Genomic DNA, 12503 nt, shown 5'->3' with positions numbered 1-12503 from the left:
TATGTGCGGTATCGGCGGCGAGCTGCGTTTCGACGGCGGCCAACCTGATTTGGGATTGATGGGGCGAATGTTGGACCGTCTCGCCCGGCGCGGCCCCGATCATCAAGGGTTATGGTCCGATGGCTCATTATTGTTAGGACATCGGCGCCTGTCGGTGATCGACCTCAGCGAGCGTTCCAATCAGCCGATGATTGACCCGGAACTCGGGCTGGCGCTGGTGTTCAACGGCGCCATCTACAACTACCGGGAATTACGGCGCGACTTGCTGGCCCAGGGGTATCGTTTTTTTTCCGACGGGGACACCGAGGTCATCCTCAAAGCCTATGCCGAATGGGGCGAGCGCTGCGTCGAACGCCTGATCGGCATGTTTGCCTTCGCCCTTTGGAACAGCCGGGAGCGCCGCTTGTTCCTGGCTCGCGACCGGCTGGGCATCAAGCCGTTGTATTACAGTCGCGGCCCCAACGTCTTTCGCTTTGCCTCCAACAGTCAGGCGCTGCTGGAAGCGGACGATGTGGATACCGCCATCGATCCGGTGGCGCTACACCACCAGTTGACCCTTCATGCCGTCATTCCGGCCCCGCGCACGATCCTGCAAGGCATCCGCAAGCTGGCGCCCGCAACCACCCTGACCATCGACGCCGACGGTCGCGAACACCATCAAGCCTACTGGCGGCTGCGCGCCGTCCGTCCGATTGAAACACGCAGTGAAGCCGAGTGGACTGAGGCCGTTCATACAGCGCTGCGCCTGGCGGTGCGGCGACGGCTCGACATCGCCGACGTGCCGGTCGGCGTGCTGCTGTCCGGTGGCCTGGACTCCAGCGTGTTGGTGGCCTTGCTGGCCGAAACCGGCGTGCGGGATCTGCTGACCTTCTCGGTCGGTTTCGAAGATCAGCCGGAGGAGAAAGGCAGCGAGTTCGAATATTCCGACCAAGTGGTGGCTCGCTATCAGACCCGCCATCACAAGTACCTGATCCCCAATTCCCAAGTGCTGGAGCGGCTGCCGGAAGCGGTCTCCTGCATGGCCGAACCGATGGTCGGGCAGGACGCCGTGGCGTTTTTCCTGCTGTCCGAGCGCGTCTCCCAAGCGGTCAAGGTGGTGCAGAGCGGCCAAGGCGCGGATGAGGTGTTCGGCGGCTATTTCTGGTACCCGCGCATGGTCGCTGAGACCGGCACCGACCTGGAGCGGTTTCGCCGGCATTATTTCGACCGCGAGCACGGCGAATGGCTGGAGACGGTCGCCCCGGCGTATCACGGTCCCGACCATACCGCCGACTTGATCACCGGACGCTTGGCCGAACCGGATGCTGAGGATTATCTCGATAAAGTGCTGCGCCTGGATGTCACCACCCTGATCGTGGACGATCCCGTCAAGCGGGTGGATAACATGACCATGGCTTGGGGCCTGGAAGCGCGCGTGCCCTTTCTCGATCACGAACTGGTGGAACTGGCGATGCAGTTACCGCCGGCGTTGAAAATCGGCGGCGGCGGTAAATACGTGCTGAAGCAAATCGCCCGTGGGTTGCTTCCTGACGCGGTGATCGACCGACCCAAGGGTTATTTCCCGGTGCCGGCTCTCAAGTTCGTGCGCGGACCCTTTCTGGACTTCATGCGCGACATCATCGCCTCGCGCGCCTGCCGGGAACGCGGGCTGTTCCAACGGCCTTATCTGGACACGCTGCTGGCCGAACCCGAAGCGCATTTGACCCGGTTGCTAGGCAGCAAGTTGTGGCATTCCGCCCTGCTGGAATTGTGGCTGCAAACCAACGTGGACCGCGCGACCCGAAACACGCCCGCTTAAAACAGCTCCGGCGAGCGGCCAGCGAGCAACATCTTGCCGGTCTTCTCGGTCTAAGCAAAGCGTGCTCATCCTGTCTATCGCATCCTTTCTCTATCCCAACCGCTCCCAAGTCGAGGTATTCCCAATGGACGAGGTTTTGGAAGTCATCAGGCAGCAGGTCGAATCCAACCCGGTGGTGATCTACATGAAAGGCACCCCCGACATGCCGCGCTGCGGCTTTTCCCAGCGCGCCTCTCAGGCGCTGGCGGCGACCGGCTTTCCGTTCGCTTATGTCAATGTGTTGGAAGATCCAGCCATTTTCGACAATCTGCCGCGCTATGCCGACTGGCCCACTTTTCCGCAGATCTACATCAACGGCGAGTTGATCGGCGGCTGTGATATCACCTTGGAACTCTATCAAAACGGTGAGTTAAAACAGTTGATGGAGGCTGCCATTTCCAAAGCCGGCGCTTCACCCACCTAAGACACGAAGTGATCGGCCGTTTCCAAGCCCGGTTCGCCGGGCTTTTTGCTTGTGAACGCTCAGAAATTTTTCAGCCTCCACTAGCCAACAGCTCCTTTTATGCTACAATTTATCTATTAATGCAATATTTAACGTGTTCTTGTTTCATAGCAGTCACCTGTTTGAATTGACCCGGCGGCCTGGAATTTTTTCCGTAAAAAAACATCGGCTTACTACTCAGTCGAGCGAGGTACGGCGCCATGTCCAGCATTTTGCAAGAAATCGCCCAGCAGTTCGATGCGGTCGATCCAGCCAGAGCCAAGGAATTGCGCCGGATCGAACAGGTTTATAGCCGTTTTTTCCTGAACGACGATCCGACCGACCCACTCGACGATGACGAAGGTATGGCGCGTCGTCTCCTGCATTTTTTGTCCCGAAAGGCCCGCCTCAAGGAATTTCGCTTATACCCCATCGGGGTCGGCGAGCAAGCTCATGGTCGCTATGCCCATCAGGCGATCGCTCTGCTGGATGCCCGCCATTTACCGACGCCGGGCAACACCTTGGCGGTGCTCGATCCCGCCGGCGCGACTACCTCACTGACCCGCAACGACGAACTCCGGCAGTATTCGTTCGAGTCCTGGCAGGATTTGCAAGGCCACTACGGTCGCGGCTGCGCCCTGCTTCCATAAACCTTTCCACTTGAGCGGTTCGGCCGGCCTTTGCGCTTATCGCCCCTGCCCTTTTGCCGCGCGATGGGTTCCCTCATTCAAGCGTCCGCCTGGATCGGTTTTACTGGCGGCTCGATGCGTCGTGCGAAAAGTGGCGCTTTACATTTAGCACCGCCGGTCCATCGCAAGGCTGGTTATCCCTGCTTCCCGACCCGGCCACCTTGCGGACAGCACTCAAAATGAGGGCCTTGCAAAGGATCGAACGAACGCGGATATCAGGACATCGCGGGAAAAAGGTCTACATTTATCTGTGTCATGTGAAATCGTATGGTCTCTGGCTTGGAGACTGCTTCAAGCTTGAGTTAGACTCAGACCAGTAGCGATAAGGGAAGGCGTAAGGCCGTATTTCGAACTTCATCAAGCGACTTCGAGGATTGATCATGCCAAAAAAGAAAGAGTCGACTGCAACTCCGCCGGTCACCAAGGACCCGAAAAAAACCGTCAAAGTTGAAAAACCCGCCGCCGCTGCACCGGCGCTAAAACCCGCCGCCAAGCCGGTGGAAACCGCCGCCAAGCCGGTGGAAACCGCCGCCAAGCCACCCGAGAAACCGGCGACGGATGCAGGGGTAAAGACCGTTAAATCCACCGTTAAGTCTTCCGACAAACCGGCGGCCGCCACCGCCAAAGCCGACAAAAAACCAGCTGCGGCTAAAACCGCCAAGGCCGCTGGACCCTCCGTCACCGTGGTCGTCGCCAAATACGATGTTGGGCACGGTAACAGCTTGTTTATTCGGGGTGAAGGCGGCGGCCTCCGCTGGGAAAAAGGCACTCAAATGGAAAACGCCGGCAACGACGTTTGGGTTTGGACCACCAACGCAGTACCTGAAAAAAAGGTCTCCTTCAAATTCTTAATCAACGACGAGAGTTGGTGCGCCGGCGAAAACATGACCGCCGCCGCCGGTGAAACCACGACGCTTTATCCTGCCTTTTGAACCACCGTCGCTCGGATGGCGCCGACCTTCACAAGCCGAACGGTCGGCCGTCATCCGCGCCATTCACACTCCCTCGCGCCTCAGTCGCTCGAACTCGGCGCGCGAGCGCGTCACGCAATCCTCGATGGCGACGCCGCTAAAATAGTTGCCGACCAGCGCCAGACGGGTTCCGGCCAGCGCTGCGTCCACAGGCCCGATCCGTGCGCCGTGATCGGTCCGCAATGCGGGCAACTGATTGATCTTGAAGGCCAAATTTTCCGTATGCAACTCGTTTTTTGATACGCTCAACACGCGAGCGATACACTCTAGTTTGCCCTGCTCATCCAGCGCGCCGGGGCGGAAATGGAAGGCCAATCCTCGAAAACGCACATCCGGCACGGTATCTCGCGACACCGCCGAATAAAATGGCTCGTTCCGTCCGATCAAACCCGCCACCGGTGGCAAGCGCACCCGGTCGGCGGGTAATGCCACCCCGACCGTCTCCACGGTAGCGGTCTCGATCGCTTGCAAGCGTTCCGCAACCGTCGGAAACAGCGAGCGCAGTAGTCCGGCGGCGACCGCCACCGGAGTTGCCAAGCAGAGCGCGCGAGCCTGATAGTCAGCCCGATCGGTGCGAACGCTGAACCCCTCTGGCACGCGCTGTAACTCACGCACCCTTTGACCGAATTCGATTCGGATTTCCGGCTGTGCGCTCAAGATATCGGCCACGGTTTGAAGCCCGCCGGGCAGCGTGAAGCTGCGCGGTAGGTCCTTGCGGCGCTGGCGTGACCGAAACAAACACTCGGCGGGAAAATCGTCCGCCGGCTGGCAGATCACCGCATTGAAGGCTGGCCCGAAAACGGCCGCATAATTACGCCCTCCGACGATCCGGCCGAAATAGCCAGCTACGCTGCGACCGGATTTTTTTAATCCAATCAACCGAAACGGCGCCAGCAACAATTCCGAAAAATACAATTGCGAGGGGATGGTGCGAACCGCGCCGTCCGCGAACAGCCGAAACCCGACCTTGGCGCGCTTTTGCAAATGATCGAGCGCCTGGATAGACTCCAAAATAGCCAGTAGATTACCGTAGGAATTGAAACAACTGTGCGCGCCCAGCTCGATCCAAAAGCCCTTGTATTCGCCGCTGAAGCGATGCGAGTGCAGGCAGCCACCCGGTCGTTCCTCCCCCTCCAACACCAGCGCCTTCAACCCTGCTTCGGCGGCGTAGTGGGCCATGCTGAGGCCGCTGACGCCGGCGCCAACAACCAGCAGGTCATAGTCGGCCATGATCGACTCCGTAACAAAAGTTGAGGTCTTCGATTCTCGGTACGCGCGCCGGAACGGTCAAGCGAGCACATTGTGGCAACGACTCGGCACCGCCGCACCCCAATTCGTCAAACCGCCGTCTCCTCACACCTCTCGCCTCTGAGGGTAGCATGGCGCAAACTGTGGTGAATCGCTGAATCTATCCAACCTTGGTAGGTCACATCATGACGACGCTCACCCGTTATTTCGCTAAAGACCTGTTTGAAAACCAGACCGTTTTCATCACCGGCGGCAGCAGCGGCATCAACCTCGGCATCGCCCGCAATTTCGCGGCGGTCGGGGCGAAGCTCGCCATCGTTGGCCGCTCGCAAGAAAAGCTGGACGCCGCCACGGCGGAACTGCGAGCGCTCGGTGCGCGGGTGTCGGCGCATTCCGCCGACGTGCGCGATTATGCCGCGCTGGAAACCGCCATGCGGAACGCGCGCGAGGCTTTGGGTCCGATCCAGACCCTGATCTGCGGCGCGGCCGGCAACTTTCCCGCCCCCGCCGAACAGATCAGCCCCAACGGCTTCAAGGCGGTGGTGGACATCGACCTGCTCGGTTCGTTCAATAGCTGTCGGGCCGCCTTCGAACAGCTCAAGGAAACCCAGGGCAACATCATTTTCATCTCGGCGGGCATGGCGTTTTTGCCCTACGCTTTTCAAGCGCACGTCGGCGCGGCCAAGGCCGGCATCGACAATTTGATGCGCAATCTGGCGTTGGAATGGGGCCGCTTCGGCATCCGCAGCAACAGCATTGCGCCTGGCCCGATTGAAGGAACTGAGGGCGTGCGGCGGCTGGTGCCGGAAGGCAGCGCCGATGCTTTGAAACGGATGATTCCGCTGGGCCGCTTCGGCACGCCGGACGACATCGGGCAGTTGAGCGTGTTTCTGGCCTCGCCCTTAGCGTCGTACATCACCGGCGCGCTGATCGTGGCCGACGGCGGGCAAAATCTGCCCGGCTCTGGCGCGTGGACCCAACTGATGGCGGCGGGGATGACCGCATCCCGGACTACGTAGGAGATCTCACCGATGCTAACCAGGCAAGAATTGATTCCCGTAAGATTAGCTAACGGCACCCAAATTCGGGTAGCCGCCACGATACTGGGCGGCCATAAAGACGTAGCGATCAAGCCGCTATCGTTCGACGAGATTGCAGACACCATCGAAGGTATCGCCGGTTCCTTGAACGCGGCCTTGCAAAAGGTCAAGCCGAAAAAGGCCAGCGTCGAGTTTGGTCTTGAAGTGGCCGTGGAGTCCGGTGCGTTAACCGCGCTGCTGGTGAAAGGCACCGGCACGGCGACGTTGAAGATCACCCTGGAATGGGGCGCTTGACGGTGAACCGAAGGGAATTGAAGCATGGGACCATCGCAGGACCTCGATGACCTTTTACGCCGCTGCACGGTGCGGTTGCGCGTCCCACAGGATGAGAGTCAAGGCACGGGTTTTTGGATCGCTCCCGGCTTGCTGCTGACTTGCGCGCATGTGGTCGAAACGGCTCACGCTCGGTCTGTCACGGTTGAAATCGCTCGCGATCGGGAGATTTATCCGGGACGGATCGTCGAATTTTTGCCCAAGCCCTTTCCCGATTTGGCGCTGCTGTGCTGTGATGGTTTGCGGGATCATCCCTGTGTTTATCTGAATTCCGACATCGCGTTAGGGGACAGTCTGTACAGCTACGGCTATACCGATCAGTATCCGCGCGGCGATTCGGCGACTTTCGCATACGAGGGGCCAACCGATGTAGGGCCGGGGTCGCTGTTGAAACTCAAACAGGGTCAGTCTCGCCCCGGTTTGAGCGGCGCTCCGCTGCTCAATCTGCGCACCGGCGGCGTCTGCGGAATCGTGAAAAGCTCGCGGGATCTCGACAGCGATTTGGGCGGCCGAGCGGTTCCGCTTGCTTGCATTCCGTCCGGTTACGATCTGCGAAACTTGCAGCAGTCTTTCCATCAACGGCACGGCGATTGGCTCGATTGTCTCAACGCCGAGCAGCGGCGGTGGATTCCCTGGCAGGCCGCATCATTGTCAGACCTTGGAACAAATTGCTATCTGGCAACCGCCTCTTTCTGTGAAAGAAGAGCATTTACGCCCGCAAGTACGTGTTGCTTTCGACAGACTAACGGAGGTGGCTAAGGACATCAATTTAGTGCTCAATACCCGCTCCACCCGACAACGCAACAGTGCGCTCAATCGGGCCAGCGGTAAATTGCACTTTTTCTCGGTGGAATCCGTCGATTGCCCCACACCGGAACGCCCCCAACTGGAGAAAATCGCCAGCCAATGGCTCGAAATCATCCTGGCGAGCGCTAGCACTGTCGGTTCTCTGAATGTTTGCGAAACCGTCGCCAGCCCCTACATCGTCGGCGCTCCAGTGCCCGCCGCCAGATTGATCGGCCGCTATAACATTCTCGCCCAGATCGAAGCCGCCTGGACCAAACCGGGGCAGCGGGATTCGCTGGTCATTTTCGGCCACCGGCGCATGGGAAAAACCAGCATCGCCCGCAACGTGGCGCACCTGTGCCAACTTGGCGACGATACCCGGCTGGCCTTCTTGAACCTGCAAATCGTCGATTGGTCGGAAGGCTTGCGCGACCTCTGCCATGCCATCGCCTTCGCCCTTTGGCAAGCTGATCCGAACGGATTGGCCGAGCCCGCGCCGCAGGATTACGAACAGCATCCGCTGGCGGCGTTGCGCCGTCTGCTAGCCCGTCTGAAACAGGCCGCGCCGCCGCGCCGCTACATTTTGATGGTGGAAGAGTCCCGGTTCTACCTCAACGGCCACGTCTATTTCAACGGCATCTGGGCGCAGGCCGGCGAAGCGCCGCCAGGACAACAAGCCTTATTGAAACTGCTGGCCCCGCATGGCGACGGCCTGGACCCAGCGATTTTGCGCGAGCAAAGCGGCCTCGATCCCGCATCCTTTACGGATACTTTAGACGCGCTGGAACGCCACGATGTGGTGAATTGCCGCAACGGCCGATGCCGCTACAGCGTGGAACTGATGCGCCGCTGGGTTGCCGATTATTCGACGCTCTCGCATTCAATGATTTGAGGGGGAACACCATGCGCATTGAAGCTGAATTCAAGCCAAACTATTGCGCTCCATGCTGGGCTGGGCTTCATACCCCAGCCGCACCGCTTCCACTCCGGGCAACTCGCGCAACCGATCGAGCAAGCCGGCGTCGGGTCTGACCCGCCAAGTCGATCCGAACGCCAGTTCCGCCCGCGCGCCGGAGCCGAGATAATCCACCCACACCGCGCACCGCCCTTCCGACCGATACTCGGTTAAAAGCTGCGCGAGTTGCCGCAACGTTTCCGATTCGAGCCGTTCGCCATCGATCTTTAGCACCAACCGCCGGGCGTATTCGGCCCGCGCGCTTTCCAAGCTCAACACCCCTTCAACGTTCAAGCGGGTGGTTTGATTAAACTCGTCCCAACCCAGCGCGCCTTGCACCACCAAAATGGCATCCTCCACAATCAAGGCGCGGTAACGTTCGTAGGTTTCGGGAAAGACGCGGATTTCCAGGCGACCGCTGGCGTCGTCCAACACCACGAACGCTATCCGACCGCCCCGATTGGCGTTGCGGGTGCGCACGCTGACCACCAAGCCGGCGATCAGCACCTGACGATTGCCGTTCCGGCGCGAGCCGCCATTTTCCATCACGGTCCGCAACGGCGTGGTGTTGAGCGCCGCCAATTCCTCCGCAACCCGGTGAATCGGATGGCCGGTCAGATAAACGCCCAGCGTTTCCTTTTCGCCGCGCAAGCGCTGCTCTTCATCCCATTCCGCCACATCGGCGACCGCCGAGGGTTGCGCCGGCGTTTTCTCGGCGGCGGCCAAGCCGAACAGGTCATTCTGACCGGCCGAATCATTGCGGGAATGTTGCTCGGCGAGTTGCAAGGCCGCCGGTAGGTGCTTGTCCAGTGTCGCGCGGTTGGGGCCGAGCGCATCGAACGCACCGGAGCGGATCAGCGCATCCAACACCCGGCGGTTGAGTTTGTGCAGATCAGCGCGCTGGCACAGATCGAACAAGTCTCGATACGGACCCGCCCGCCGCCGTTCCGCCACAAGATGTTCGATAACCGCCTCGCCCGCCCCCTTGATCGCGCCCAAACCGTAGCGGATTTCGCCTCTCTCGCCGACCGTAAACCGGTATTCGGATTGGTTGATGTCCGGCGGCGCAAGCTTGAGACCCATGCGCCGGCATTCCTCGATGAACACCACCACCTTGTCGGTCTTGTCCATGTCCGACGACAGCACCGCCGCCATGAAGGCCGCCGGATGGTGCGCTTTTAACCAAGCGGTTTGATACGAAACGAGTGCGTAGGCGGCGCTATGGCTTTTATTAAACCCGTAGCCCGCAAATTTCTCCATCAAATCAAAAATATAAGAGGCCGTTTCCGGCTCGACCGCCCGCTCGACCGAGCCCTTGACGAAAATTTCGCGCTGCTTGGCCATCTCCTCGGGCTTTTTCTTACCCATCGCCCGGCGCAACAAATCCGCGCCGCCCAGCGTGTAACCCGCCAGCACTTGGGCGATCTGCATCACTTGTTCTTGATAAAGAATCACCCCGTAGGTCGGCTTGAGAATGGTCGCCAGCGCGGAGTGCGGATATTCGATGCGGGCGCGGCCGTGCTTGCGGTCGATGAAGTCGTCCACCATGCCCGATTGCAGCGGACCCGGCCGAAACAGCGCCACCAACGCCACGATGTCCTCGAAACAATCCGGTTGCAGCCGGCGGATCAAATCCTTCATGCCGCTGGATTCCAACTGAAATACCGCCGTGGTTTGATGGCGTTTCAGCAGATCGAACGCCTCCCGATCCACCAGCGGAATCCCGGTGATATCCAACGGCGGCTCGCTCGCAGCTCGGCGCTGCTCGTTCAAAGTCTGCACCGCCCAATCGATGATCGTCAGCGTCCGCAGACCCAAGAAGTCGAATTTCACCAGCCCGGCCGCTTCCACATCGTCCTTGTCGAACTGGGTGATGAGGCTGGAATCATCACCTTGTTCCCGGTAGAGCGGCGAGAAATCGGTCAGTTCGGACGGCGCGATCACCACCCCGCCGGCGTGCTTGCCGACGTTGCGCGCCAACCCTTCCAGCTTGCGCGCCAGTTCGAGCAGGGCTCGCACCTCCTGATCGGTCTCGTACAACCGGCGCAGCTCCGCTTCCCGCTCGATGGCCTTGTCGAGCGTCATGCCGATCTCGAACGGAATCAGCTTGGCGATGCGATCCACGAAGCCGTAGGGATGGCCCAACACCCGGCCCACGTCGCGCACCACCGCCTTGGCCGCCATGGTGCCGTGGGTGGCGATCTGAGACACTCGGTCGCGACCGTAGCGCTGGGCCACGTAGTCGATCACCCGGTCGCGGCCTTCCATGCAAAAGTCGATGTCGAAATCCGGCATCGACACCCGTTCGGGATTCAGGAAGCGCTCGAACAAAAGATCGTAAGCCAGCGGGTCCAGATCGGTGATACCGAGCGCGTAAGCGACTAGCGAACCCGCGCCGGAACCGCGCCCCGGCCCGACCGGCACCCCGTTTTCGCGCGCCCAGCGGATGAAGTCGGCGACGATCAGAAAATAGCCGGGAAACCCCATCTGGATGATGACGCCGAGTTCTTCCGCCAGCCGTTCGTCGTAGGGCTGGCGGCGTTCGGCGAAATCGGGCGCGGCGGGATCGAGCAACCGCCGCAAGCGTTGCTCCAGACCCGCGCGGGCCTGGGTGGAGAAATACGCCTCGGCGGTCAGGCCGGCCGGCACCGGAAAATCCGGCAGCACGTTTTTGCCCAATTCCAGGCGCAGGTTGCAGCGGCGGGCGATTTCGACGCTGTTTTCCAGCGCTTCCGGCAGATCGGCGAACAGTTCCGCCATCTCCGCCGGAGTGCGCAAATACTGCTGTTCGCTGTAACGGCGCGGCCGGCGCGGATCGTCCACCGTCGCGCCCTCATAGACGCACACCCGCGCCTCGTGCGCTTCGAAATCGTCGCGCTGGAGGAAACACACGTCGTTGGTCGCCACCAGCGGAGTGCCGGTCGCCGCCGCCAAATCCAGCGCCGCTTCCAGATATTCGGCTTCTTGCGGACGGCCGGTGCGCTGCACTTCCAGATAAAAGCGGTCGGGGAATAGCCGCCGCCAACCGGCCAGATCGCGCTTCGCCTGTTCGCCTCGGTCGTTGAGCAACGCCTGCCCCAGCTCGCCGTCACGACCGCCGGACAGCGCAATCAAGCCCTCGGTATTGCCATCCAGCCAGGCGTAGTCGATCACCGGTACGCCGCGCTGCTGGCCTTCGAGAAAGCTGCGGCTCACCAGTCGAGTCAGATTGCGATAGCCGCTCAAATTTTGACAGAGCAGCACCAGGCGAAAGGACTCGTTATTCCGCCCTACCCACGCCTCCACCCCAACGATGGGCTTGACGCCCGCGCCGAGCGCCGCCTTGTAGAATTTAATCAGCGCGAACAGATTGCTCATATCGGTCACCGCGACGGCCGGCATATCGGCGAGGGCCACCTCTTTGACCAACTTTTTGATGCGGATCAACCCATCGACCAGCGAATATTCGGTGTGCAAGCGCAGGTGGACGAAGGGCGCGGTCATGACGAAACCTCTAAAACCGTTTGCCACCAGGCCGCGACGGGCGCGAAAAAACGGCGATGTTCGGGACAAGGCCCATGACGGCGCAACGCCTCCAAATGAGCGGCGGTCGGGTAACCTTTGTGGCGGGCAAAATCGTATTGGGGATAACAATCATGCAATTGGCACATCTTTGCATCCCGCGCGACCTTGGCCAGAATCGAGGCCGCGCTGATGGCCGGCACGCTGCTATCGCCTCGGATGATCGCTTGACTGGGACAGGTCAGAACAGGACAGCGATTGCCGTCGATCAACGCTCGTTCCGGCATCACGCTCAACGCCATCACCGCACGCCGCATCGCCAGCAGCGAAGCGTGCAGGATATTTATCCGATCGATCTCTGCCACGTCGGCCCAGCCCAACGCCCACGCCAACGCTTTGATGCGAATTTCATCGGCCAAGCGCTCGCGTCGAGCCGCGCTGAGTTTTTTGGAATCGGCCAAGCCCACGATCGGCCGAGCGGGATCGAGGATAACGGCGGCGGCGAAAACGGGTCCGGCCAAAGGACCGCGTCCGGCTTCGTCCACGCCGGCGATCAACAGGAAATCAGTCATGGCGGCTATCCATTCAACCGAAGCGACGCAAGAGCGCTAAGTTTAATCCAATCGATCCTTTCGAAGCGTCGCGATCCGCTCGCAACCGAGCGCCGCGCTCGCGTTGGCCGCCCTCTCAAGCGATTCCGA

Annotated in this window: 11 protein-coding genes; 8 read left to right on the top strand and 3 right to left on the bottom strand. The window is 60.5% G+C overall.

The features are described 5' to 3' along the window. Window position 1 precedes the first annotated feature (1 nt). The 4 genes from IPK09_04355 to IPK09_04340 all read left to right on the top strand — a co-directional run bounded on the left by IPK09_04355 (window position 2) and on the right by IPK09_04340 (window position 3900). The gene (locus tag IPK09_04355) at window positions 2-1798 is read left to right on the top strand and encodes an N-acetylglutaminylglutamine amidotransferase (protein ID MBK7982849.1); all 1797 of its coding nucleotides are present in this window, start codon (window positions 2-4) and stop codon (window positions 1796-1798) included. A gap of 124 nt (window positions 1799-1922) precedes the next feature. Then, entirely contained in the window at window positions 1923-2261 is a 339-nt protein-coding gene (grxD, locus tag IPK09_04350) for a Grx4 family monothiol glutaredoxin (protein MBK7982848.1), read from the top strand. A 239-nt stretch (window positions 2262-2500) separates the two neighbouring features. Then, on the top strand, window positions 2501-2929 hold the full coding sequence (locus tag IPK09_04345; GenBank protein ID MBK7982847.1) for a hypothetical protein: 429 nt from the start codon (window positions 2501-2503) through the stop codon (window positions 2927-2929). 536 nt (window positions 2930-3465) lie between these two features. Further along, window positions 3466-3900 (top strand): hypothetical protein, encoded by a 435-nt coding sequence (locus tag IPK09_04340; protein ID MBK7982846.1) that lies wholly within the window; start codon window positions 3466-3468, stop codon window positions 3898-3900. A 63-nt stretch (window positions 3901-3963) separates the two neighbouring features. Here IPK09_04340 and IPK09_04335 read toward each other — a convergent pair whose 3' ends face one another. Then, window positions 3964-5169 (bottom strand): FAD-dependent oxidoreductase, encoded by a 1206-nt coding sequence (locus IPK09_04335; protein ID MBK7982845.1) that lies wholly within the window; start codon window positions 5167-5169, stop codon window positions 3964-3966. A gap of 203 nt (window positions 5170-5372) precedes the next feature. On the opposite strand from IPK09_04335, the gene IPK09_04330 reads away from it, so the two are divergent. The 4 genes from IPK09_04330 to IPK09_04315 are packed head-to-tail and all read left to right on the top strand — an operon-like array spanning window position 5373 to window position 8238. Beyond that, window positions 5373-6206: an SDR family oxidoreductase gene (locus IPK09_04330; GenBank protein ID MBK7982844.1), complete on the top strand. Its 834-nt coding sequence runs from the start codon at window positions 5373-5375 to the stop codon at window positions 6204-6206. A 12-nt stretch (window positions 6207-6218) separates the two neighbouring features. Beyond that, window positions 6219-6521: a hypothetical protein gene (locus IPK09_04325; GenBank protein ID MBK7982843.1), complete on the top strand. Its 303-nt coding sequence runs from the start codon at window positions 6219-6221 to the stop codon at window positions 6519-6521. 24 nt (window positions 6522-6545) lie between these two features. After that, the gene (locus tag IPK09_04320) at window positions 6546-7319 is read left to right on the top strand and encodes a trypsin-like peptidase domain-containing protein (protein ID MBK7982842.1); all 774 of its coding nucleotides are present in this window, start codon (window positions 6546-6548) and stop codon (window positions 7317-7319) included. Beyond that, a complete protein-coding gene (locus IPK09_04315; protein ID MBK7982841.1) occupies window positions 7312-8238 on the top strand; it encodes a hypothetical protein in 927 nt (308 codons plus the stop codon). The genes IPK09_04320 and IPK09_04315 overlap by 8 nt, the downstream gene beginning before the upstream one ends. Before the next feature lie 30 nt (window positions 8239-8268). On the opposite strand, the gene dnaE is transcribed toward IPK09_04315, so the two are convergent. Together dnaE and rnhB are read right to left on the bottom strand one after the other, a co-directional pair. After that, entirely contained in the window at window positions 8269-11784 is a 3516-nt protein-coding gene (gene dnaE, locus IPK09_04310; GenBank protein MBK7982840.1) for a DNA polymerase III subunit alpha, read from the bottom strand. Continuing rightward, window positions 11781-12374 (bottom strand): ribonuclease HII, encoded by a 594-nt coding sequence (rnhB, locus tag IPK09_04305; GenBank protein MBK7982839.1) that lies wholly within the window; start codon window positions 12372-12374, stop codon window positions 11781-11783. Before rnhB ends, dnaE begins: the two co-directional genes overlap by 4 nt. Window positions 12375-12503 lie beyond the last annotated feature (129 nt).

It is taken from the genome of Candidatus Competibacteraceae bacterium (assembly GCA_016713505.1).
Classification (GTDB): Bacteria; Pseudomonadota; Gammaproteobacteria; order Competibacterales; family Competibacteraceae; genus Competibacter_A.
The sequence above is the reverse complement of the archived record's forward strand: the minus strand, read 5'-3'. Positions and strand labels throughout refer to the sequence as shown.

What these genes read in the sequence shown, in the direction of transcription:
- IPK09_04355 (MBK7982849.1), top strand. Translation starts at nt 2, where the DNA reads ATGTGCGGTATCGGCGGCGAGCTGCGTTTCGACGGCGGCCAACCTGAT.
- grxD (MBK7982848.1), top strand. Translation starts at nt 1,923, where the DNA reads ATGGACGAGGTTTTGGAAGTCATCAGGCAGCAGGTCGAATCCAACCCG.
- IPK09_04345 (MBK7982847.1), top strand. Translation starts at nt 2,501, where the DNA reads ATGTCCAGCATTTTGCAAGAAATCGCCCAGCAGTTCGATGCGGTCGAT.
- IPK09_04335 (MBK7982845.1), bottom strand. Translation starts at nt 5,169, where the DNA reads ATGGCCGACTATGACCTGCTGGTTGTTGGCGCCGGCGTCAGCGGCCTC.
- IPK09_04330 (MBK7982844.1), top strand. Translation starts at nt 5,373, where the DNA reads ATGACGACGCTCACCCGTTATTTCGCTAAAGACCTGTTTGAAAACCAG.
- IPK09_04325 (MBK7982843.1), top strand. Translation starts at nt 6,219, where the DNA reads ATGCTAACCAGGCAAGAATTGATTCCCGTAAGATTAGCTAACGGCACC.
- IPK09_04320 (MBK7982842.1), top strand. Translation starts at nt 6,546, where the DNA reads ATGGGACCATCGCAGGACCTCGATGACCTTTTACGCCGCTGCACGGTG.
- dnaE (MBK7982840.1), bottom strand. Translation starts at nt 11,784, where the DNA reads ATGACCGCGCCCTTCGTCCACCTGCGCTTGCACACCGAATATTCGCTG.
- rnhB (MBK7982839.1), bottom strand. Translation starts at nt 12,374, where the DNA reads ATGACTGATTTCCTGTTGATCGCCGGCGTGGACGAAGCCGGACGCGGT.